The organism is Pseudomonas sp. ICMP 3272 (assembly GCF_001466905.1).
Lineage (GTDB): Bacteria > Pseudomonadota > Gammaproteobacteria > Pseudomonadales > Pseudomonadaceae > Aquipseudomonas > Aquipseudomonas amygdali.
Genome location: NZ_LKEK01000039.1, coordinates 21352 through 41933, shown reverse-complemented (window position 1 = coordinate 41933; position 20582 = coordinate 21352). Strand labels below are relative to the sequence as shown.

At 59.2% G+C, this 20582-nt stretch carries 20 protein-coding genes and 1 other RNA gene; 17 read left to right on the top strand and 4 right to left on the bottom strand.

All coding sequences use genetic code 11. The features are described 5' to 3' along the window. Positions 1–7: 7 nt before the first annotated feature. The 3 genes from rpsI (at position 8) to AO068_RS06580 (ending at position 1727) form a co-directional block, all read left to right on the top strand. A complete protein-coding gene (gene rpsI / locus AO068_RS06590) occupies positions 8–400 on the top strand; it encodes a 30S ribosomal protein S9 (protein ID WP_002555064.1) in 393 nt (130 codons plus the stop codon). A 281-nt stretch (positions 401–681) separates the two neighbouring features. Next, the gene (locus tag AO068_RS06585; RefSeq protein ID WP_044323144.1) at positions 682–1299 is read left to right on the top strand and encodes a glutathione S-transferase N-terminal domain-containing protein; all 618 of its coding nucleotides are present in this window, start codon (positions 682–684) and stop codon (positions 1297–1299) included. A 17-nt stretch (positions 1300–1316) separates the two neighbouring features. After that, complete coding sequence (locus AO068_RS06580) at positions 1317–1727, top strand: ClpXP protease specificity-enhancing factor (protein ID WP_004656546.1); 411 nt, start codon at positions 1317–1319, stop codon at positions 1725–1727. Between the two features lie 60 nt (positions 1728–1787). Here AO068_RS06580 and AO068_RS06575 read toward each other — a convergent pair whose 3' ends face one another. The 4 genes from AO068_RS06575 to AO068_RS06560 all read right to left on the bottom strand — a co-directional run bounded on the left by AO068_RS06575 (position 1788) and on the right by AO068_RS06560 (position 5310). Then, complete coding sequence (locus tag AO068_RS06575) at positions 1788–2366, bottom strand: BON domain-containing protein (RefSeq protein ID WP_057403079.1); 579 nt, start codon at positions 2364–2366, stop codon at positions 1788–1790. Next, positions 2363–2956 (bottom strand): phosphoheptose isomerase, encoded by a 594-nt coding sequence (locus tag AO068_RS06570; RefSeq protein WP_002555059.1) that lies wholly within the window; start codon positions 2954–2956, stop codon positions 2363–2365. The genes AO068_RS06575 and AO068_RS06570 overlap by 4 nt, the downstream gene beginning before the upstream one ends. Before the next feature lie 168 nt (positions 2957–3124). Next, on the bottom strand, positions 3125–3499 hold the full coding sequence (locus AO068_RS06565; RefSeq protein WP_177342351.1) for a YraN family protein: 375 nt from the start codon (positions 3497–3499) through the stop codon (positions 3125–3127). Then, positions 3496–5310 carry a penicillin-binding protein activator gene (locus tag AO068_RS06560; protein WP_004666185.1) on the bottom strand — a complete coding sequence of 605 codons (1815 nt, stop codon included), beginning with the start codon at positions 5308–5310 and terminating at the stop codon, positions 3496–3498. Before AO068_RS06560 ends, AO068_RS06565 begins: the two co-directional genes overlap by 4 nt. Before the next feature lie 281 nt (positions 5311–5591). Between AO068_RS06560 and rsmI the strand changes: the two genes are divergently transcribed. The 14 genes from rsmI to AO068_RS06495 all read left to right on the top strand — a co-directional run bounded on the left by rsmI (position 5592) and on the right by AO068_RS06495 (position 20580). Continuing rightward, positions 5592–6461 (top strand): 16S rRNA (cytidine(1402)-2'-O)-methyltransferase, encoded by an 870-nt coding sequence (gene rsmI, locus AO068_RS06555; RefSeq protein ID WP_058407952.1) that lies wholly within the window; start codon positions 5592–5594, stop codon positions 6459–6461. Positions 6462–6559: 98 nt separating this feature from the next. Continuing rightward, an RNA gene (rnpB, locus tag AO068_RS07060) (RNase P RNA component class A) lies at positions 6560–6917 on the top strand. A gap of 306 nt (positions 6918–7223) precedes the next feature. Then, positions 7224–7679: a division/cell wall cluster transcriptional repressor MraZ gene (mraZ, locus tag AO068_RS06550; RefSeq protein ID WP_002555055.1), complete on the top strand. Its 456-nt coding sequence runs from the start codon at positions 7224–7226 to the stop codon at positions 7677–7679. A 2-nt stretch (positions 7680–7681) separates the two neighbouring features. Beyond that, positions 7682–8623, top strand: a complete 942-nt coding sequence (rsmH, locus tag AO068_RS06545; RefSeq protein ID WP_002555054.1) for a 16S rRNA (cytosine(1402)-N(4))-methyltransferase RsmH — start codon at positions 7682–7684, stop codon at positions 8621–8623. Next, positions 8620–8913, top strand: coding sequence for a cell division protein FtsL (gene ftsL, locus AO068_RS06540; RefSeq protein ID WP_002555053.1), 294 nt, complete (start codon positions 8620–8622; stop codon positions 8911–8913). The genes rsmH and ftsL overlap by 4 nt, the downstream gene beginning before the upstream one ends. Continuing rightward, on the top strand, positions 8913–10640 hold the full coding sequence (locus tag AO068_RS06535) for a peptidoglycan D,D-transpeptidase FtsI family protein (protein WP_004666184.1): 1728 nt from the start codon (positions 8913–8915) through the stop codon (positions 10638–10640). The genes ftsL and AO068_RS06535 overlap by 1 nt, the downstream gene beginning before the upstream one ends. After that, the gene (locus tag AO068_RS06530) at positions 10640–12103 is read left to right on the top strand and encodes a UDP-N-acetylmuramoyl-L-alanyl-D-glutamate--2,6-diaminopimelate ligase (protein ID WP_058407951.1); all 1464 of its coding nucleotides are present in this window, start codon (positions 10640–10642) and stop codon (positions 12101–12103) included. The genes AO068_RS06535 and AO068_RS06530 overlap by 1 nt, the downstream gene beginning before the upstream one ends. Next, the gene (locus tag AO068_RS06525) at positions 12096–13466 is read left to right on the top strand and encodes a UDP-N-acetylmuramoyl-tripeptide--D-alanyl-D-alanine ligase (RefSeq protein WP_058407950.1); all 1371 of its coding nucleotides are present in this window, start codon (positions 12096–12098) and stop codon (positions 13464–13466) included. The genes AO068_RS06530 and AO068_RS06525 overlap by 8 nt, the downstream gene beginning before the upstream one ends. After that, positions 13466–14548, top strand: coding sequence for a phospho-N-acetylmuramoyl-pentapeptide-transferase (gene mraY, locus AO068_RS06520; RefSeq protein ID WP_002555049.1), 1083 nt, complete (start codon positions 13466–13468; stop codon positions 14546–14548). The genes AO068_RS06525 and mraY overlap by 1 nt, the downstream gene beginning before the upstream one ends. A gap of 5 nt (positions 14549–14553) precedes the next feature. Continuing rightward, positions 14554–15900: a UDP-N-acetylmuramoyl-L-alanine--D-glutamate ligase gene (gene murD / locus AO068_RS06515; RefSeq protein ID WP_044323150.1), complete on the top strand. Its 1347-nt coding sequence runs from the start codon at positions 14554–14556 to the stop codon at positions 15898–15900. Continuing rightward, positions 15897–17111: a putative lipid II flippase FtsW gene (ftsW, locus tag AO068_RS06510; protein WP_002555047.1), complete on the top strand. Its 1215-nt coding sequence runs from the start codon at positions 15897–15899 to the stop codon at positions 17109–17111. Before murD ends, ftsW begins: the two co-directional genes overlap by 4 nt. Next, entirely contained in the window at positions 17101–18171 is a 1071-nt protein-coding gene (gene murG, locus AO068_RS06505; protein WP_004666182.1) for an undecaprenyldiphospho-muramoylpentapeptide beta-N-acetylglucosaminyltransferase, read from the top strand. The genes ftsW and murG overlap by 11 nt, the downstream gene beginning before the upstream one ends. Next, on the top strand, positions 18164–19624 hold the full coding sequence (gene murC / locus AO068_RS06500; protein WP_058407949.1) for a UDP-N-acetylmuramate--L-alanine ligase: 1461 nt from the start codon (positions 18164–18166) through the stop codon (positions 19622–19624). Before murG ends, murC begins: the two co-directional genes overlap by 8 nt. Beyond that, positions 19621–20580, top strand: a complete 960-nt coding sequence (locus AO068_RS06495; RefSeq protein ID WP_058407948.1) for a D-alanine--D-alanine ligase — start codon at positions 19621–19623, stop codon at positions 20578–20580. Before murC ends, AO068_RS06495 begins: the two co-directional genes overlap by 4 nt. Positions 20581–20582: the final 2 nt, after the last annotated feature.

The window sequence follows — 20582 nt, the reverse complement described above, 5'->3', positions numbered from 1 at the left end:
GTTCATTATGTCGGCGACTCAAAATTACGGCACTGGCCGTCGCAAGACCGCAACCGCTCGCGTTTTCCTGCGTCCGGGTACTGGTAACATCTCGATCAACAACCGCTCCCTGGACAATTTCTTCGGCCGCGAAACTGCCCGCATGGTAGTTCGTCAGCCGCTGGAACTGACCGAGACAGTTGAAAAGTTCGACATCTACGTCACCGTTATCGGTGGCGGTGTAAGTGGTCAGGCTGGCGCAATCCGCCACGGTATCACTCGCGCTCTGATGCAATACGACGAGACTCTGCGTGGCGCTCTGCGTAAAGCAGGCTTCGTGACTCGCGATGCTCGCGAAGTTGAACGTAAGAAAGTCGGTCTGCGTAAAGCGCGTAAGCGTCCGCAGTACTCGAAGCGTTAATTCGTTCTTCGTTCAAAGAAAGAACGTCCATCCCCTCGCGGGGCTGGGCGTTTTTTTATGGGTGTGATTTTTGCGGTCGAGGTGTTTTCAAGCTGGGCGTGTCACGTCGATATTGCGAGATTTATAAGCCTGTCGGCGAAGATTACAGAATTTACATCGCGTAAATGAGCTATCTTGTGGCCCGCGACGAACACCTGTCCTGTTGCGTTCATTATCGGATGCGCCCTTAAGGCGTATTCGTTCGTCTGTCCGATAAATTTTAACAAGCGAGGAGGATCGCCATGGGCGTGACCAACCGGTTGGCCTGCTACTCCGACCCCGCCGACCACTATTCTCATCGTGTGCGTATTGTGCTCGCCGAGAAGGGTGTCAGCGCCGAAATCATTGAGGTTGTGGCAGGTCGTCATCCGCCGCAGCTGATTGAAGTAAATCCGTATGGCAGCTTGCCGACTCTTGTTGATCGTGACCTGGCGTTGTACGAGTCGACGGTGGTGATGGAATACCTGGATGAGCGCTATCCGCATCCGCCCTTGCTGCCTGTCTATCCCGTGGCCCGCGCCAACAGCCGTCTGCTGATCCATCGCATCCAGCGAGACTGGTGTGGCCTTGTGGACCTGATCCTTGATACGCGCAGCAAAGAGCCTGCTCGTGTTCAGGCGCGCAAGGAGCTTCGTGAAAGTCTGACTGGGGTTTCACCGTTGTTCGCGGAAAAAGCTTTTTTCATGAGCGACGAGCTAAGTCTTGTTGACTGCTGTCTACTCCCCATACTCTGGCGTTTGCCAATTTTGGGTATTGAATTGCCACGGCCTGCCAAGCCGTTGCTTGATTACATGGAGCGCCAATTTGCGCGTGAGGCTTTTCAGACGAGTCTGTCTGCTGCCGAACGTGAAATGCGCTAAGGCTTAAGGAGCCGTTAATGAACTCCAGTCGCCCTTATCTTGTTCGCGCTCTCTATGAGTGGATCGTCGATAACGATTGCACCCCGCACGTGCTGGTCAATGCGGATTACCCCTCGGTGCAGGTCCCGCAAGGGTTTGCCAATGACGGGCAGATTGTCCTGAATGTTTCGCCAAGTGCGGTGCGTCATCTGCATATGGATAACGAAGCTGTCAGCTTCGAAGGCCGCTTCGGCGGTGTGCCGCATACGCTTTACGTGCCTGTAGCTGCCATCCTGGGTATTTATGCCCGTGAGAACGGTCAGGGTATGGTTTTCGATCTGGAGCCTTCCATGGATGAGGGTGAGGAAATCGAGATCGAAGATGATACCCCGCCCGACAGCGAGCCACCGCGCCCGAGTGGCCGGCCGAGTCTGAAGGTCGTGAAGTAAAAAATGCGCAATAAAAAAGGCGATCTCCGGATCGCCTTTTTTTCGCCTGCCGGTTACCCGTCAGTCGATGTACTCAAACAGTTTGACGATCTTCTGCACGCCGGAAACGCCCTGTACCAGGTTGGTGGCGCGATTGGCTTCGTCCTGGGTCACCAGGCCCAGCAGGAACACAATACCGTTCTCGGTCACCACCTTGATGCGTGAGCCGGGGATGGATGCGTCGGCAATCATCTGGCTTTTGATCTTGGTGGTCAGCCAGGCATCGTTGTTACGCGCCAGCAGCGAAGAGGGCGCCATGACCTGCAGCTCGTTGTTGACCTTCTTGACGCGCTGGACCGAGCTGGCGGCCTGTTCGGCAATTGCCTTGAGGTCGGCGCGGGGTGTCTGGCCAGCCAGCAGCACGATGCCGTTGAAGCTGGTCACAACGATGTGTGAGCCTTCTGCGAGATCAGGGTTGGCTTTGGAGATGTTGACGGCTGCCTTGGTCTCGATCAGTGAATCGTCGATCTTGCTGCCGAAGGTGCGGGTGCCGCGATCGTCTTCGATCGGTTTTTCGCGAGTGGCCGTGATCACCGAACTGCATCCGGTGATGCTGAGGCACAGTGTCAGAACCAGTAGGCTGAGACGATTAGGGGTCATTCTTCACTCCCGAACAGTTGGCTGTCGATCAAATCGCAAAGGCAATGGATCGCCAGCAGATGGACTTCTTGTATGCGTGCCGTGACATTGGCAGGTACGCGGATCTCCACGTCCTCGGGCAATAGCAGGGAAGCCATGCCGCCACCGTCGCGTCCCGTCAATGCTACGACAATCATTTCGCGATCATGTGCGGCCTGGATGGCCTGAATAATATTTGCCGAGTTACCGCTGGTGGAAATGGCCAGCAGCACATCACCTGGCTGGCCCAGTGCGCGGATCTGCTTGGAAAAGATTTCGTTGTAGCTGTAATCGTTGGCAATCGAGGTAATCGTAGAGCTGTCGGTTGTCAGGGCGATGGCTGGCAGGCTCGGCCGCTCGCGCTCGAAACGGTTGAGCAGTTCCGAGGAGAAGTGCTGTGCATCGCCAGCCGACCCGCCGTTGCCGCACGCGAGCATCTTGCCCTCGTTGAGCAGGGCATTGACCATGACCTGACTGGCTTGCTCGATATAGGGTGCAAGGACTTCCATCGACTGTTGCTTGGTTTCGATGCTGGCCTGGAACAGCCGGCGAATTCGGGATTGCATGTCCATCAATGTGACCTTAATTAGAGCGTACGGCGGCGGGACGGATGCGCCGGGTTCTCCCGGGAGCTATCCGGCACACAAGGTGTGCAGCCGGCAAAACAAATAGCGAAATCGATGAGCGTAGAAGCTATTGCAGTTCATTAACACGGCAGGGCTGCTGTGCCCATGCGCAGGTCAGCTGTCAAAAGCACTCTTGATCCAGTTCAGCGGTGCAGTGTTGCCAGGCTGGCCTTCAATGGCGATCACGTCGAAACGACAGGGGTGACTGGCCCAGTCTGTTGCTTGCTGCAGAAAAAGCTGTGCGGCAGTGACAAGTTTTGCCTGCTTGCGAAAATCAACGCTTTCCATGGCTCCACCCCAGCCTGAGTGGCGCCGGTAGCGAACTTCGACGAATACTACTGTATCGCCGTCAAGCATGACTAGATCAAGCTCGCCGCGTTTGCATAACCAGTTTTGTTCAATCAGGTGCAGCCCCTGTTGTTGCAAAAACTGCAGGGCGAAGGCTTCAGCCTCGCGCCCTGCCTGTTGGCGGCTGCTGCGTGGTATCAAGGCGCTGTGTCCGGCAGACGCTGGATCTTGCCGTCGACGAACTCCGCCCATGGCAACTGACGCTCGACGCGACGGCCAGGGTTGATGCTCAAGCTGCCCGACAGGCCATCGATGCGGCTGTCAGGCATAGCCTTGAGTTGCGCAAGGCGTGGGGCCAGACGGTAGGCGTCGATGCCCATTGCGTACAGGCGACCAAGGCTGCCTGCAGCTTGTGGCCATTGCGCGGTCACCTGCTGGCGCAGCGGGTCTTCAGCGTTCAGCAGCCAAGGCGTCTCGCAGAAGCGCACACCGTTGAGGTCCATGTACTGCGCATGATCGTTGCTGTTGGTGAATAGGTGCGAGGTGGCGTAGACCGGAACATCGCCTGCGTACTGGAAAACCATGGTTGGCTTGATCTGCTGCGCCTGTTGCGGCGTGGCGGCGAGGAACATGAAGTCAATGTCCTGGCGACGGCTTGGCTGCGCGGCTACCTGAGTACCGGCAGTGCTCTGCAGACGCTGGGCGCGACCTTCGCTGTTGCGCAACTGGAACAGATCGGCGACCTGCTGTGCCAGTTCTACAGGCTGGTCGACGTGCTCGGCTGCGATCAGCGTACCGCCCTTGGCCTGCCAGCTCTTGCGGAAGGCATCCAGCACGCGGTCGCCCCATTCGCCTTTCGGCACCATTGCTACAGCGCTGCGCTTGCCATCGGCCCAGGCGCGACGTGCAACTTCGCGGGCTTCGTCTTCGGCAGCCAGGCCGAACTGGTACAGCTGAGCGGGGCCTTCGTTGCTGGTGTCGCTGTAGTTCAGCGCCAGTGTAGTGATCGGGAGCTGCTGGCGGCTGTTCAACTGTTTGACGAGGTTCTTTTCCAGCGGACCGACGACCAGCTGTACGCCAGCGGCCTGAGCCTGACGGTAGAACTCGTCCATCGAGGTAACGCGCGAGCTGTCGAACACCTGGATAGCGGGTGGATTCTGTCCTGCTTGTTGTGCCTGGAAGTGCGCGGCCATGAAGCCTTCGCGCAACGCTTTGGCAACTGCGGCCAGCTGGCCATCCTGCGGCAGCAGCAGAGCGATTTTGGTAATCGGCTCGCTGGTCAGGGCGCGCAGTTGGGCGAGTGCGGTAGGCAGTTGCAGTGCTGCAGGGTGTTTCGGGTTCTGGGCTTTCCAGTTGTCGATGGCTGCCTGTTGCTGCTCAAGTGTGCCTGCGCCTTTGATCGAGCGGGCCAGGTTCAGCCAACCGCCCATATCGCCGCTGGCTGTACTTTGCAGTTGCTCGGCCGGCAGAGCGGACACTAGCGTCCAGATTGCATCATTGTTGGCGCTGGCTTCTGCACCTTGCAGCAGAGGGCCGGCGAATACTCGTTCATTGACGGCTGCCAGGGCCTGGCCATCGGCTTCCAGGGCGCGCGCCTTGACCATGTGGGTGCGAACCTGCTGCTCGACCGACAGTTCGCCCAGGCGTTGCATGCTCGGGTGGTTCAGTGCGGTCAGTGCTGCCTTGGGCTGATTGCGGCCCATCGCCAGCTCTGCGGACAATGTGCTGGCGAAAACCTGCAGTCCGGGTTTGAGTTGATCGATTTGCACCTGTCCGAGAATCTGCGCAGCGCGTCCTGCGTCATTCTGGCGGGCGGCCAGGTCGGCCGCACTCAAGCGCAGCGTGGCAGCCTGCTCGGGTGTTTTGGCTGTGGCGGCCTGATCAAGCAACTGCTCGATGCTGGCGTCAGGGGTTCGAGGCAGCTCGCCAAGGCTGGACGAGGGCGAGCTGGCACAGGCTGCGAGAAGGGCAGCGAGGCAGAGGGCAGAGAGCAGCCGCAGACAAGCGATCATTGGTATGTTCCTGAAACTCGAGCGAATTAACGGGGAATTGTACCCAAGCGCTGGCCGGGGTGCGATGTCGAAGGTGTTTAAAGCCGTGATATTGGTCGCGTTAGGGTCATCTGGCGGCCAAATCGTTCAATTCGAGGGGGCTGCGTTGTGTTGTGTCCGGCCTTGATCATGTATTTATTCCTTTTTTATCGGCATCCCTGATGCGCGAGCCGCTTGGCCGTGCTTCAGCCTGTACAATGCATTTTTTCCAAGTATCAGCTTTAACCTGTGAGGTTTGCGTTTTGACTGTTCCGGTTGTTTCGAATTCCACTCCGGGCTCGCTTTATGTAGTGGCGACTCCTATCGGCAATCTGGACGACATGAGCGTGCGGGCATTGAAGGTGTTGCGTGAGGTCGCGCTGATTGCGGCTGAAGACACGCGCCATTCTGCACGGCTGATGCAGCACTTCGGGATATCCACTCCGCTGGCCGCCTGTCACGAGCATAACGAACGTGATGAGGGTAGTCGGTTCATAATGCGTCTGCTGGCTGGCGACGATGTGGCGCTGATTTCCGACGCGGGCACGCCGCTGATCTCTGATCCCGGTTATCACCTGGTACGTCAGGCGCGTGCTGTAGGTGTACCGGTTGTGCCCGTGCCGGGCGCTTGCGCCCTGATCGCCGCTCTTTCTGCGGCCGGACTGCCTTCGGACCGATTCATTTTCGAGGGCTTTCTTCCCGCCAAGGCTGCAGGGCGCAAGGCAAAGCTTGAGCGAGTAAAGGAAGAGCCGCGCACGCTTATTTATTATGAAGCGCCGCACCGGATTCTCGAGTGTCTGCAAGACATGGAGCAAGTCTTTGGTGCCGACCGTCAGGCCTTGCTGGCACGTGAAATAACCAAAACCTTTGAAACGCTCAAGGGTCTGCCTTTGGGTGAGCTGCGGGCTTTTGTCGAGGCCGACAGTAACCAGCAGCGTGGCGAATGCGTTGTGCTGATAGCCGGCTGGACACCGCCCGAGGACGAGGATGTCATTGGTGAGGAGGCGCGCCGCATACTGGATTTACTGCTTGCGGAGATGCCTCTCAAGCGCGCCGCAGCCTTGGCAGCCGAAATAACCGGCGTGCGCAAGAACCTGCTTTATCAGGTGGCGCTGGAGAAACAGAAAGAATGATGGGTTGCCTTCAAAAGGGGTGGATAACGGGGACAAGCGCACCCCACGTGCTATTAAAGCTTGTTCTTGAAGGCATGTGCCGCTAACCTTGGCGGCGGAGAGTCGATTGGACAGTCGCTGCCTCTTGTTGTTCCGCAACAGGGGGGGGAGGAAAGTCCGGGCTCCATAGGGCGGAGTGCCAGGTAACGCCTGGGAGGCGTGAGCCTACGGAAAGTGCCACAGAAAATAACCGCCTAAGCACTTCGGTGCCGGTAAGGGTGAAAAGGTGCGGTAAGAGCGCACCGCACGTCTGGTAACAGTTCGTGGCAAGGTAAACCCCACTCGGAGCAAGACCAAATAGGGTTCCTAGGCGTGGCCCGCGCTGGAACCGGGTAGGTTGCTAAAGACGTCCAGTGATGGCCGTCGTAGAGGAATGACTGTTCTCGACAGAACCCGGCTTACAGATCGACTCTCCACCTTTTTCCTACCCTTCGTTTCAAGCAGCAAAACCCTCTCGTAATACCAAAAAAATCTTACAGCTCATAAATCACATTAACTTTGAATCGCAACGATTTGAGTCGCGTGGGATTTATCTGTCGGAACGTTCGTAAAATTCCCCTTTTATACCCAATACCTCTCCTAAATCTCCGAAATGTAAGGGTTTTCCTTAAGACCGTGCCTTGACGGTGTGGTGGGCGCGTTCCTATAGTGTGCACAAGTGGCAGAAAGTGGCACGAAGTGGGTTTTTTCAGCGCAAAAAGCTAATATTCGGAGAATGCGCCTGTGTTCCGTGGTGCCAACGCGATCAATCTCGATGCCAAGGGCCGTCTCGCTATGCCGAGCCGGTACCGTGACGAGTTGGATTCGCGTAGTGCCGGGCAACTTATCGTGACCATTGATGCCGTTGATCCCTGTCTTTGCCTGTATCCGCTTTCCGAATGGGAGCTGATAGAGGCAAAACTTCGTGATCTGGCGACGTTTCGTGAAGAGAACCGTCGTCTGCAAAGGCTTTTGATTGGTAATGCTGTCGATCTGGAACTCGATGGCAGCGGGCGTTTTCTGGTGCCGCCACGCTTGCGCGAATACGCCAGGCTGGATAAGCGCGTAATGCTGGTGGGCCAACTCAACAAGTTTCAACTGTGGGACGAGGACGCCTGGAATGCTCTTGCTGATGCTGACCTGGCTGCCATTCAAAAACCTGGCGCTATGCCCGACGAATTACGTGATTTGATCCTGTGACTATGAACAGCGGCTTTACCCACATCACCGTGCTGCTTGAAGAAGCCGTGGAGGCTCTCGCGGTGCGTGCCGATGGCTGCTATCTGGACGGCACGTTCGGACGTGGCGGGCATAGTCGTCTGATATTGAGCCAGCTTGGTCCTGATGGTCGGCTTCTGGGGTTCGATAAGGACCCTCAAGCGATTGCCACAGGGCAAGCGCTAGCGGCCGAAGACGGCCGCTTTGTCATTGTGCAGCGCAGCTTTGCCGAATTGGGATCCGAGGCTCAGGAACGCGGTTTGGCGGGCAAGGTCAGCGGTATCCTGCTGGATCTGGGCGTGTCGTCCCCGCAGCTGGATGACCCCGAGCGCGGTTTCAGCTTCATGAACGACGGCCCGCTGGACATGCGCATGGACCCTACCCGTGGCGTGAGCGCTGCCGAGTTCATTGCGACTGCGCCCGCTGAAGAAATTGCCCGCGTATTCAAGGAATACGGCGAAGAGCGATTTGCCAAACGCATGGCCAATGCGGTCGTCGCGCGCCGTGAAGTCCAGCCTTTCGAGCGTACTGCTGATCTGGCAGAAGTGCTCAAGGTCGCCAACCCTGCCTGGGAAAAGGGCAAGAATCCTGCAACGCGTGCCTTTCAGGGCCTGCGTATTCACGTGAACAACGAGCTGGGCGATCTGGAAGCCGGTCTCGAAGCCGCGCTGGATGCCCTTGAAGTTGGTGGTCGCCTCGTCGTCATCAGTTTTCACTCGCTGGAAGACCGCATCGTCAAGCTGTTCATGCGCAAGCTCGCCAAGGGCGAAGCCGACAACATGCCACGCAATCTGCCGATCCAGTTCAAGCCGTTTGAACCGAAAATCAAAATTCACGGTAAGGCTCAATTCGCCTCGGATACCGAAACCAAAGCCAACCCGCGTTCGCGCAGTGCTGTCATGCGTGTAGCGGAGAAGCTCAGGTGAGCCGTCTGTTTCTGAAGCCTTTGCCCGGCGGCAGCTTCATTATGCTGCTGCTGTTCATTGCTGTCCTGATTTCAGCGATTGGCGTTTCCTATAGCGCACATTGGAATCGTCAACTGCTCAACTCGCTGTATTCGGAAATGAGCGTGCGCGACAAGGCGCAGGCAGAGTGGGGCCGGCTGATTCTTGAGCAGAGCACCTGGACTGCACATAGCCGCATCGAGAATCTGGCCACCGAACAGCTGAAAATGCGCATTCCAAGCGCTGCCGAAGTGCGGATGGTGGCGCCATGATGAAACTTGAAGGCGCGCTTTATCCGTGGCGTTTTCGCGTGGTCGTGGGGCTGCTGGTGTCCCTCGTGCTCGCCATTTGCTGGCGCATCGTTGACCTGCAGGTTATCGACCACACCTTTCTCAAGGAGCAGGGCGATGCCCGCAGCCTGCGGCATATCCCGATTCCGGCTCACCGTGGCCTGATCACCGACCGCAATGGCGAGCCGCTTGCCGTCAGTACTCCGGTGACGACGCTGTGGGCCAACCCGCGCGAAATGCAGCAGGACAAGTCCAAGTGGCCGATGCTCGCAGCGGCTACCGGGCAGGATCTGAAAGCGTTGACTGATCGCCTGGAATCGCAATCCACCAAGGAATTCATCTACCTCGTTCGTGGCATGACGCCGGAGCAGGGTCAGGCAGCGCTGGATCTGAAAGTCCCTGGCGTTTACGGCATCGAAGAGTTCCGCCGTTTCTACCCGGCAGGGGATGTTACCGCGCACATGGTTGGTTTTACCGACCTTGATGACCACGGTCGCGAAGGTGTCGAGCTGGCATATGACGACTGGCTTGCGGGAGTGCCCGGCAAGCGTCAGGTCATCAAGGACCGGCGCGGCCGACTGATCAAGGATGTTCAGGTGACCAAGAATGCCAAGGCCGGAAAGACCTTGGCTTTGTCTATTGACCTGCGCCTGCAATACCTGGCAACCCGTGAGCTGCGCAACGCCATCGTGGAAAACGAGGCCAAGGCAGGCAGTATGGTGATCATGGACGTCAAGACCGGTGAAGTTCTGGCGATGGTCAATCAGCCGACCTACAACCCGAACAATCGCCGCACCATGGTGCCTGCTGCCATGCGCAACCGGGCCATCATTGACGTGTTCGAACCTGGTTCGACCATGAAGCCGATCTCCATGACCGCAGCGCTGGACAGTGGCCGCTGGAAGCCTACCGACAAGGTCGAGGTCTATCCAGGCACCCTGCAGATCGGCAAATACACTATTCGTGACGTGACCAAGACCGAGGGCCCGATCCTCGATCTGACCGGCATCCTGATCAACTCCAGTAACGTCGGCATGAGCAAGGTCGCGTTCGATGTGGGCGGCGAAGCGATCTTCCGTGCCATGCAACGCGTTGGTTTTGGTCAGTACACCGGCCTCGGCTTCCCTGGCGAGCGCGTCGGCAACCTGCCCAACTACCGCGAATGGCGCAAGGCTGAAACCGCCACGCTGTCCTATGGCTACGGTCTGTCAGTCACCGCTTTGCAGCTGGTACACGCCTATGGCGCGCTGGCCAATAACGGCCGCATCGTGCCACTGACCATTTTGAAAACGGATAAAGAGCCGGAATCGACCCAGGCTATTCCCGAGAAAACCGCCAAGACTCTGCAGGGTATGTTGCAGCAGGTTATCGAAGACCCGCGCGGCGTTTATCGCGCCCGTGTGCCGTCCTATCACGTCGGCGGCAAGAGCGGTACGGCGCGTAAGACGTCGATCGGCACCAAGGGCTATGCGGAGAACTCCTATCGCTCCCTGTTCGCCGGTTTCGGCCCGATGAGTAACCCGCGTTATGCCATCGTCGTGGTCATCGACGAGCCGAGCAAGGGCGGTTACTACGGTGGTCTGGTTTCGGCTCCGGTATTCAGCAAAGTCATGTCCGGTACGTTGCGTCTGATGAACGTCACGCCTGACAACCTTGCCCCACCGGAACAAGTCAATGCAGCACCGGCAGCCAAAGGAGGGCGTGGTTGATGGCCTTTAATCTGAGCAAGATTTTCGCTCACACCGATCGCGATGCGCTGATTCGCGAGTTGACTCTCGACAGCCGCAATGTCCGTCCGGGTGATCTGTTTCTAGCCATACCGGGTATCAAGGTCGATGGCCGTGCACATATTGCCGACGCGCTCAAGCGTGGCGCTGCGGCTGTGGCGTACGAAGTCGAAGGCTCGACCGTTCTGCCGATCACCGACGTGCCGCTGATCCCGGTCAAGGGGCTCGCCGCGCAGTTGTCCGATATTGCCGGCCGCTTCTACGGCGACCCGAGTCGCAGTCTGAATCTGGTAGGTGTTACCGGCACCAACGGCAAGACCAGCGTCACCCAACTGGTTGCACAGGCGCTTGATGCACTGGGTCAGCATTGCGGCATTGTCGGCACACTGGGCACAGGCTTCTACGGCGCATTGCAAAGCGGCCGTCATACCACGCCTGACCCGATTGCCGTTCAGGCGACGCTGACCGATCTGAAAAAGGCCGGGGCGCGTGCAGTGGCGATGGAAGTTTCGTCTCACGGGCTGGATCAAGGGCGGGCGACGGCGCTGGCGTTTGATGTGGCGGTGCTCACCAATCTGTCCCGTGATCACCTGGATTATCACGGCACCATGGAAGCGTACGCTGCCGCCAAGGCCAAGCTGTTTGCATGGTCCAACCTGAAATGCCGGGTAATCAACCTGGATGATGCTTTCGGTCGTGAACTGGCCGGTATCAAGCAAGAGTCGCGGTTGATCACCTACAGCCAGCTGGACAGCTCGGCCTACCTGTATTGCCGCGATGCGAAATTCGATGACGATGGCGTGCGCGCTACGCTGGTCACGCCTCAGGGCGAGCATTTCCTGCGCAGCAGCCTGCTGGGTCGCTTCAACCTGAGCAACGTGCTGGCTGCGGTCGGTGCTTTGCTGGGCCTGGATTACGCGCTGGACGAAATTCTCAAGGTGCTGCCGAAACTAGAAGGTCCGGTCGGGCGCATGCAGCGTCTGGGTGGTGCCGACAAGCCGCTGGTGGTTGTCGATTACGCGCATACTCCGGATGCGCTGGAAAAAGTCCTCGAAGCACTGCGCCCGCACGCCAAAGGCCGCCTGTTGTGCCTGTTCGGCTGCGGTGGTGATCGTGATCGCGGCAAGCGTCCGCTGATGGCTGAAGTGGTCGAACGCCTGGCAGACGGTGCGTGGGTCACCGACGACAACCCGCGCTCCGAATCGCCAGCCAGCATTTTTGACGATATTCGCCCTGGCTTCACTGCTGTCGACAAGGTGCGCTTCATCGAAGGTCGCGGCCAGGCCATTGCCGAGCTGATTGCCAGCGCCAGTGCCGATGATGTCGTGGTGCTGGCTGGTAAAGGGCACGAGGACTATCAGGAAGTCGACGGTCAGCGCCATCCGTTCTCTGACCTGCAAGAAGCTTCCAAGGCGCTTGCTGCATGGGGGCCTGCGAATGATTAAGCCAATGACATTCAGCGAACTGGTCGTGCCACTTGACGCCCGTCTGGTCGCTGGCGACTGCAGCTTTGACGGCGTGAGCACTGACAGCCGTGGCATCGAGCCGGGCCAGCTGTTTGTGGCCCTGACCGGACCGCGCTTCGACGGCCATGAGTTCCTTGAGCAGGTGGCTGCCAAAGGTGCGGTAGGTGCTCTGGTCGAGCGCGAAGTGCAGGGCGCAAGCCTGCCGCAACTGGTCGTGCTCGATACCCGCAAGGCGCTCGCGCAACTTGGCGCAATGAACCGCAATGCGTTCATCGACAAGCCGGTTGCAGCGATGACCGGTTCCAGCGGCAAGACCACGGTCAAGGAAATGCTCGCGAGCATTCTGCGTACGCGCGGCCCTGTGCTGGCCACTCGTGGCAATCTGAACAACGAGCTGGGCGTGCCATTGACGTTACTGGAGCTGGCTCCCGAGCACAGTGCGGCGGTCATCGAGCTGGGCGCATCGCGGGTGGGCGAAATTGCCTTTACCGTGAGCCTGACCAAGCCACACGTTGCCATCATTACCAACGCCGGAACCGCCCATGTCGGCGAGTTTGGCGGGCCGGACAAAATTGTCGAAGCCAAGGGCGAGATTCTGGAAGGTCTTGATGCCAGCGGCACTGCGGTGCTGAATCTGGAAGACAAGGCGTTCCCTGTCTGGCGCAAGCGTGCCGGCAATCGCAACATTCTGACCTTCGCACTGGCTGACCCTGCGGCGGATCTGCACGCCAGTGAACTCAGTCGTGATGCCCGCGGCTGCCCGGGCTTCACCATGAACAGCCCGCTCGGCGTCGCCCAGGTTCAGTTGAATCTGTTGGGCGCGCACAACGTGGCCAACGCTTTGGCAGCTGCGGCTGCAGCCTGCGCTCTGGGCGTGACGCTGGAAGGTATTGTTGCGGGCCTGAACAACGTGCAGCCGGTCAAGGGCCGTGCGGTTGCGCAAATCGCCAGCAACGGCACGCGCGTCATTGATGACACCTACAACGCCAACCCTGCCTCGATCAACGCGGCCGTCGACATCCTTACCGGTTTTACCGGTCGTACCGTGCTGGTGCTGGGCGATATTGGCGAGCTGGGCGAGTGGGCCGAACAAGGCCATCGCGACGTAGGGGCCTATGCCGCTGGCAAGGTCTCGGCGCTGTATGCCGTCGGCCCGTTGATGACTCATGCCGTCAGCGCCTTTGGTGAACATGCTTACCACTTTGCCAGTCAGGCAGAGCTGATCGCGGCGCTGGGCGCCGAGCAGGACCCTAATACCACTTTATTGATCAAGGGCTCGCGTAGCGCTGCGATGGAAAACGTCGTGGCTGCCTTGTGCGGTTCTAGCCTGGAGAAACATTAATGCTGCTGCTGTTGGCCGAGTTTTTACAACAGTTCTACAAAGGCTTCGCGGTCTTTCAGTACCTGTCCTTGCGCGGGATCCTTGGCGTGCTCACTGCACTGACACTGTCGCTGTGCCTGGGGCCGTGGATGATCCGCACCTTGCAGATGCGCCAGATCGGCCAGTCGGTCCGCAACGACGGTCCGCAGTCGCACTTGTCCAAATCGGGTACGCCGACCATGGGCGGCGCGCTGATCCTCTCGTCCATCGGTATCAGTACGCTGTTGTGGGCTGACCTGAGCAATCGTTACGTTTGGGTTGTGTTGCTGGTGACACTGCTGTTCGGGGCCATCGGCTGGGTCGATGACTACCGCAAAGTGATCGAAAAGAACTCGCGTGGCCTGCCGAGCCGCTGGAAGTATTTCTGGCAGTCGGTATTCGGCCTCTGTGCAGCGATCTTCCTTTATACGACTGCACCGTCGGCTACCGAAACCACGCTGATCGTGCCGATGCTCAAGGATGTGCGCATCCCGTTGGGTATCGGTTTCATCGTGCTGACCTATTTCGTGATCGTCGGCTCCAGCAACGCAGTCAACCTGACTGACGGCCTGGACGGTCTGGCAATCATGCCGACGGTGATGGTGGGCGGTGCGCTGGGCATCTTCTGCTACCTGTCGGGTAACGTGAAGTTTGCTGAATACCTGCTGATTCCCTACGTACCGGGGGCCGGCGAGCTGATTGTCTTCTCTGGTGCGCTGATTGGTGCGGGGCTCGGGTTTCTCTGGTTCAACACCTATCCGGCGCAGGTATTCATGGGCGACGTCGGTGCGCTGGCGCTGGGCGCTGCACTGGGCACCATGGCCGTGATCGTGCGTCAGGAAATTGTCCTGTTCATCATGGGCGGCGTGTTCGTGATGGAAACCCTTTCAGTGGTCATTCAGGTTGCGTCTTTCAAACTCACCGGTCGCCGCGTGTTCCGCATGGCGCCGATTCACCACCACTTTGAACTCAAAGGCTGGCCCGAGCCACGCGTGATCGTCCGTTTCTGGATCATCACCGTGATTCTGGTGCTCATTGGCCTTGCCACACTGAAACTGAGGTAGAACGAGTGTCCCTGATCGTCTCCGACCGCTTCCGCATTGTTGTGGGGCTTGGCAAAAGTGGCATGTCCCTGGTTCGCTTCCTGGCGAACCGGGGCGTGTCCTTTGCCGTGGCCGACACGCGGGAGAATCCTCCTGAGCTGGCGACCTTGCGTCGTGACTATCCGCAGGTGGAAGTGCGTTGTGGCGAGCTGGACGTGGATTTCCTCTGCCGTGCCGACGAGTTGTATGTCAGCCCCGGTCTGGCGCTGGCCACACCGGCCCTGCAGCAGGCGCACGCGCGTGGCGTCAAGCTGTCCGGCGACATCGAGCTGTTCGCGCGTTACGCGAAGGCGCCGGTCATTGCCATCACCGGTTCGAATGCGAAAAGCACGGTGACAACGCTGGTGGGTGAAATGGCCGTCGCTGCAGGCAAACGCGTTGCGGTCGGGGGCAACCTCGGTACTCCGGCGCTGGACCTGCTCAGCGACGATGTCGAACTTTACGTAATGGAGCTGTCCAGCTTTCAGCTCGAAACCACCGACCAGCTCAATGCTGAAGTGGCAACCGTGCTGAACATCAGCGAAGACCATATGGACCGCTACAGCGGCCTGCCGGCTTACCACCTGGCCAAGCACCGGATTTTCCGTGGCGCGCGGCAAGTGGTGGTCAATCGTCAGGATGCCCTGTCCCGTCCGCTGATTGGTGAAGGCCTGCCTTGCTGGACGTTCGGTCTCAACAAGCCTGATTTCCACGGCTTTGGTCTGCGTGAAGAAAACGGCGAAAAATACCTGGCGTTCCAGTTCGAAAACCTGATGCCGGTACGTGAGCTGAAAGTTCGTGGTGCTCACAATCAGGCCAACGCCCTTGCTGCATTGGCGCTTGGGCATGCGGTTGGCCTGCCGTTCGATGCGATGCTTGCAAGCCTGCGCGAATTCACCGGCCTGGAGCATCGCTGCCAGTGGCTGCGTGAGCATGACGGCGTTCATTACTACAACGACTCCAAGGCCACCAACGTCGGTGCCGCACTGGCTGCCATCGAAGGTCTGGGTTCGGATATCGACGGCAAGCTGGTACTGATCGCTGGTGGCGATGGCAAAGGCGCTGACTTCAGCGCATTGCGTGCGCCAGTCGCTGAGCATTGCCGCGCTGCGGTGTTACTGGGCCGCGACGCCGAGCTGATTGCCCAGGCATTGGGTGATGCCGTTCCTCTGGTGCGTGTCGACACCGTCCAGGCTGCTGTCGAGCACAGTGCAAAGCTGGCGCAGCGGGGCGATGCGGTATTGCTTTCGCCTGCATGCGCCAGCCTGGACATGTTCAAGAATTATGAAGAGCGCGGACGTGTGTTCGCGCAGGCAGTGGAGTGCTTGTCATGATCTTCGGTGTGATCAAGCCTTATCCATCGCCACTGATCAGCGGGCGCGGCATTGACCTCGACTTCCCGATGCTGGTCGGCTGCCTGGCATTGCTGGGCCTTGGGCTGGTAATGATTACTTCCGCCTCGTCGGAAGTTGCTGCAGTTCAGTCGGGCAACACGCTGTACATGATGACCCGCCACTTGGTTTATCTGTTGATCGGCCTGGGTGCTTGTGGCGTGACCATGATGATCCCGGTCGCCACCTGGCAACGTCTGGGCTGGATGATGCTGCTCGGCGCGTTCGGCTTGTTGCTGCTGGTACTGGTGCCAGGAATCGGGCGCGAGGTGAACGGTTCGATGCGCTGGATCGGCTTCGGCGCATTCAACGTGCAGCCGTCGGAAATCGCCAAGGTGTTTGTGGTGATCTTTCTTGCGGGCTATCTGATTCGTCAGCAGCAGGAAGTTCGTGAAAGCTGGATGGGCTTTTTCAAGCCGTTCATTGTGCTTTTGCCGATGGCAGGTCTGCTGCTCATGGAGCCTGACTTCGGTGCGACTGTAGTAATGATGGGCTCAGCCGCAGCCATGCTGTTTCTCGGCGGTGTCGGCCTGTTCCGTTTCTCGCTGATGGTGGTTCTGGCTGTGGCGTCGGTCGTTGTTCTGGTCCAGGCCCAGCCCTACCGGATGGCGCGTCTGACCAACTTTACCGACCCGTGGGCTGACCAGTTCGGTTCCGGTTATCAATTGACCCAGGCGCTGATCGCCTTCGGTCGTGGCGAGTGGTTCGGCGTCGGGCTGGGCAACAGCGTGCAGAAGCAGTTCTATTTGCCGGAAGCGCACACCGACTTCGTGTTCTCGGTACTTGCAGAAGAGCTGGGCGTGGTGGGTTCGCTGATCACCGTCGCACTGTTTCTGTTTGTCAGTATTCGCGGTATGTACATCGGCATGTGGGCCGAGCGCGCCAAGCAGTTCTTCGGTGCCTACGTGGCCTACGGTCTGTCGTTCCTGTGGATCGGTCAGTTCCTGATCAACATCGGTGTGAACGTTGGTCTGCTGCCGACCAAAGGTCTGACTCTGCCATTCCTCAGCTACGGCGGCAGCTCGCTGGTGATCTGCTGCGCGAGTCTTGGCTTGCTGCTGCGCATCGAGTGGGAATCGCGCAACAACATGGGCAGTGAAGAAGCCGAGTTCAAGGAAAGCGACTTCGCCGAGGAGACGCCCCATGGACGCTAATGTGCTGATCATGGCTGGCGGCACCGGCGGGCATGTATTCCCGGCGCTGGCTTGTGCACGCGAGTTTCAGGCTCGCGGCTACAAGGTCCACTGGCTGGGCACGCCACGCGGAATCGAAAACGAACTGGTCCCGCAGGCCGGTTTGACGCTGCACCTGATCAATGTCACCGGGCTGCGTGGCAAAGGCCGGCTGTCGCTGCTCAAGGCGCCGTTCATGTTGCTCAAGGCCCTGATGCAGGCGCGCAAGGTTGTCCGTCAGGTGAAGCCGGTCTGCGTGGTTGGCTTCGGTGGCTATGTCACCGGCCCTGGTGGTCTGGCGGCGAAGCTGGCAGGCGTACCGTTGATCATTCACGAGCAGAACGCCGTTGCCGGTACAGCCAATCGCAGCCTGGCGTCGTTCGCCAGCCGCGTGTGCGAGGCGTTCCCGAACACCTTTGCGGCCTCGTCCAAACGCCGCACCACCGGCAACCCGGTGCGTGTCGAGCTGTTTCTGGAAACACCGCGTCAGGCGCTGGCCGGACGCAAGGCGCGTCTGTTGGTGCTGGGCGGCAGTCTGGGCGCAGAGCCATTGAACAAATTGTTGCCCGAGGCGCTGGCCCGGTTGCCTCAGGACATCCAGCCCGAAGTGTTTCATCAGTCGGGCAAGAATCACGACGCAGTCACCGCCGAGCGTTATCGCAACGTGGGCGTCGAGGCGCAGGTTGCGCCATTCATCCAGAACATGGCCCAAGCCTATAGCTGGGCCGATCTGGTGGTCTGCCGCGCAGGCGCATTGACCATCAGCGAACTGGCCGCCGCAGGTCTGCCGTCGTTGCTGATACCGCTGCCCCACGCGATTGATGACCATCAGTCACGTAACGCTGACTATCTGGCTCGCGAAGGCGCAGCCTTCGTCATGCCGCAAGCGACAACTGGCGCCGCCGAGATGGCAGCACGCCTGAAAGAGGTTTTGATGCAACCCGAACAATTGAACAGCATGGCCCGCACAGCACGTAGCCTGGCCAAGCCTGATGCAACCAACACCGTCGTCAACGTCTGCGTGGAGGTGGCTCATGGTTGAGAATCAACGCGCCATGCCGCAACCTGAAATGCGCCGTATCCGTCGCATCCACTTCGTCGGTATCGGCGGCGTCGGCATGTGCGGGATTGCCGAAGTGTTGTTGAACCTGGGCTACGAAGTCTCGGGCTCCGACCTCAAAGGCTCGGCCGTGACCGAGCGTCTGGAATCGTTCGGCGCGCAGATCTTTGTTGGCCATCGCGCCGAGAACACCGTGGGTGCCGACGTACTGGTGGTGTCCAGCGCTGTGAATACTTCCAACCCGGAAGTCGCCACCGCGCTGGAACGCCGTATTCCAGTCGTGCCCCGTGCCGAGATGCTCGCCGAACTGATGCGCTATCGCCACGGCATCGCTGTCGCCGGTACGCACGGCAAGACCACCACCACCAGCCTGATCGCTTCGGTGTTCGCTGCTGGTGGCCTGGACCCGACCTTTGTGATTGGTGGCCGTTTGAACGCCGCGGGCACCAACGCCCAGCTGGGCACCAGCCGTTACCTGATCGCTGAAGCCGATGAAAGCGATGCCAGCTTCCTGCACCTTCAGCCCCTGGTTGCGGTAGTCACCAATATCGACGCCGATCACATGGCGACCTACGAAGGCGACTTCAATAAACTGAAGAAGACCTTTGTCGAGTTCCTGCATAACCTGCCGTTCTATGGCCTGGCGGTCATGTGCATCGACGATCCGGTAGTGCGTGAAATTCTCCCGCAGGTCAAGCGCCCGACGCTGACCTACGGCTTCAGCGAGTCTGCCGACATACGTGCAATCAACGTGCGTCAGGACGGCATGCTGACATTCTTTACCGTACTGCGCCGCGACCGCGAGCCGCTGGATGTGTCGGTGAACATGCCCGGCAATCACAACGTACTCAACTCGCTGGCGACCATCGCTATTGCCACCGACGAAGGTGTCAGCGATGAGGCGATCGTGCAGGGCCTTTCGGGGTTCCAGGGCGTCGGTCGTCGCTTCCAGGTGTACGGCGAGCTGCCGGTCGAAGGCGGTAACGTGATGCTGGTCGATGACTACGGTCACCATCCGCGCGAAGTGGCTGCTGTGATCAGCGCCGTACGGGGTGGCTGGCCGGATCGTCGGCTGGTGATGGTCTACCAGCCGCACCGCTTCAGCCGCACCCGTGACTTGTACGACGATTTCGTACAGGTTCTGGCGGACGCCAATGTGTTGCTGCTGATGGAAGTCTACCCGGCGGGTGAAGAACCGATTCCCGGCGCCGACAGCCGCAACCTGTGCCACAGCATTCGTCAGCGCGGTCAGCTGGACCCTATCTACATCGAGCGCGGCGTCGAGCTGGCGCCGCTGGTCAAGCCGCTGCTGCGCGCTGGCGACATTCTGCTGTGCCAGGGCGCTGGCGACATCGGCGGTCTTGCGCCACAACTGCTGAAAAGCCCGCTGTTCGCTGGCGCTAAAGTGGCCCCCACCGAAGGGAAGCTGAAATGACAGCCGTCGCCCAGTCTTCCCTGCGCTCGACGCTCGAGCCGAAAAGCTTCGGCCGTGTCGCCGTGCTCTTCGGTGGCAAGAGTGCTGAAAGGGCAGTTTCCCTGAACTCCGGTAATGCGGTGCTCAAGGCGTTGCTCGATGCTGGCGTGGACGCGTTCGGCATCGATGTGGGCGATGACTTCCTGCAGCGACTGGTCAGCGAAAAGATCGACCGTGCCTTCATTGTTCTGCACGGGCGAGGCGGCGAAGACGGCACTATGCAAGGCCTGCTGGAATGCCTGGAAATCCCCTATACCGGCAGTGGTGTACTGGCTTCCGCGCTGGCGATGGACAAGTTGCGCACCAAGCAGGTCTGGCAGAGTCTCGGCCTTGCGACGCCCTTGCATGCCGTTCTTGAAAACGAGAGCGATTGTATTTGCGCAGCGACGGAACTGGGCTTCCCTTTGATCGTCAAACCGGCCCATGAAGGTTCAAGTATCGGTATGGCAAAGGTGAACAGCGTCGATGAATTGATCGCCGCCTGGAAAGCCGCCAGTACCTACGATTCGCAAGTATTAGTCGAACAGTGGATTCAGGGACCTGAGTTTACTGTGGCGTCTCTGCGTGGCCAGGTGTTGCCTCCCATTGGCCTGGGCACTCCTCACAGTTTTTATGATTACGATGCCAAGTACCTGGCTTCCGATACTCAGTACCGGATCCCTTGCGGGCTTGGCGATGCGCAGGAACAGGAACTCAAACAACTTGCAGCACGCGCTTGCGACGCCATCGGCATCGCAGGGTGGGCGCGCACGGATGTTATGCAGGACGCACAAGGTAAGTTCTGGTTACTTGAAGTCAACACCGTGCCCGGCATGACCGATCACAGTCTGGTGCCTATGGCTGCGCGTGCTGCAGGTCTGGATTTTCAACAACTGGTGTTGGCGATTCTGGCCGACAGTGTTCAGGCGAGAGGGTAAGG

Bases quoted from the DNA above. Each gene is read 5' to 3' on its own strand.
- rpsI (WP_002555064.1), top strand. From the start codon at position 8: ATGTCGGCGACTCAAAATTACGGCACTGGCCGTCGCAAGACCGCAACC.
- AO068_RS06585 (WP_044323144.1), top strand. From the start codon at position 682: ATGGGCGTGACCAACCGGTTGGCCTGCTACTCCGACCCCGCCGACCAC.
- AO068_RS06580 (WP_004656546.1), top strand. From the start codon at position 1,317: ATGAACTCCAGTCGCCCTTATCTTGTTCGCGCTCTCTATGAGTGGATC.
- AO068_RS06575 (WP_057403079.1), bottom strand. From the start codon at position 2,366: ATGACCCCTAATCGTCTCAGCCTACTGGTTCTGACACTGTGCCTCAGC.
- AO068_RS06570 (WP_002555059.1), bottom strand. From the start codon at position 2,956: ATGGACATGCAATCCCGAATTCGCCGGCTGTTCCAGGCCAGCATCGAA.
- AO068_RS06560 (WP_004666185.1), bottom strand. From the start codon at position 5,310: ATGATCGCTTGTCTGCGGCTGCTCTCTGCCCTCTGCCTCGCTGCCCTT.
- rsmH (WP_002555054.1), top strand. From the start codon at position 7,682: ATGAACAGCGGCTTTACCCACATCACCGTGCTGCTTGAAGAAGCCGTG.
- AO068_RS06535 (WP_004666184.1), top strand. From the start codon at position 8,913: ATGAAACTTGAAGGCGCGCTTTATCCGTGGCGTTTTCGCGTGGTCGTG.
- AO068_RS06530 (WP_058407951.1), top strand. From the start codon at position 10,640: ATGGCCTTTAATCTGAGCAAGATTTTCGCTCACACCGATCGCGATGCG.
- AO068_RS06525 (WP_058407950.1), top strand. From the start codon at position 12,096: ATGATTAAGCCAATGACATTCAGCGAACTGGTCGTGCCACTTGACGCC.
- mraY (WP_002555049.1), top strand. From the start codon at position 13,466: ATGCTGCTGCTGTTGGCCGAGTTTTTACAACAGTTCTACAAAGGCTTC.
- ftsW (WP_002555047.1), top strand. From the start codon at position 15,897: ATGATCTTCGGTGTGATCAAGCCTTATCCATCGCCACTGATCAGCGGG.
- murG (WP_004666182.1), top strand. From the start codon at position 17,101: ATGGACGCTAATGTGCTGATCATGGCTGGCGGCACCGGCGGGCATGTA.
- murC (WP_058407949.1), top strand. From the start codon at position 18,164: ATGGTTGAGAATCAACGCGCCATGCCGCAACCTGAAATGCGCCGTATC.
- AO068_RS06495 (WP_058407948.1), top strand. From the start codon at position 19,621: ATGACAGCCGTCGCCCAGTCTTCCCTGCGCTCGACGCTCGAGCCGAAA.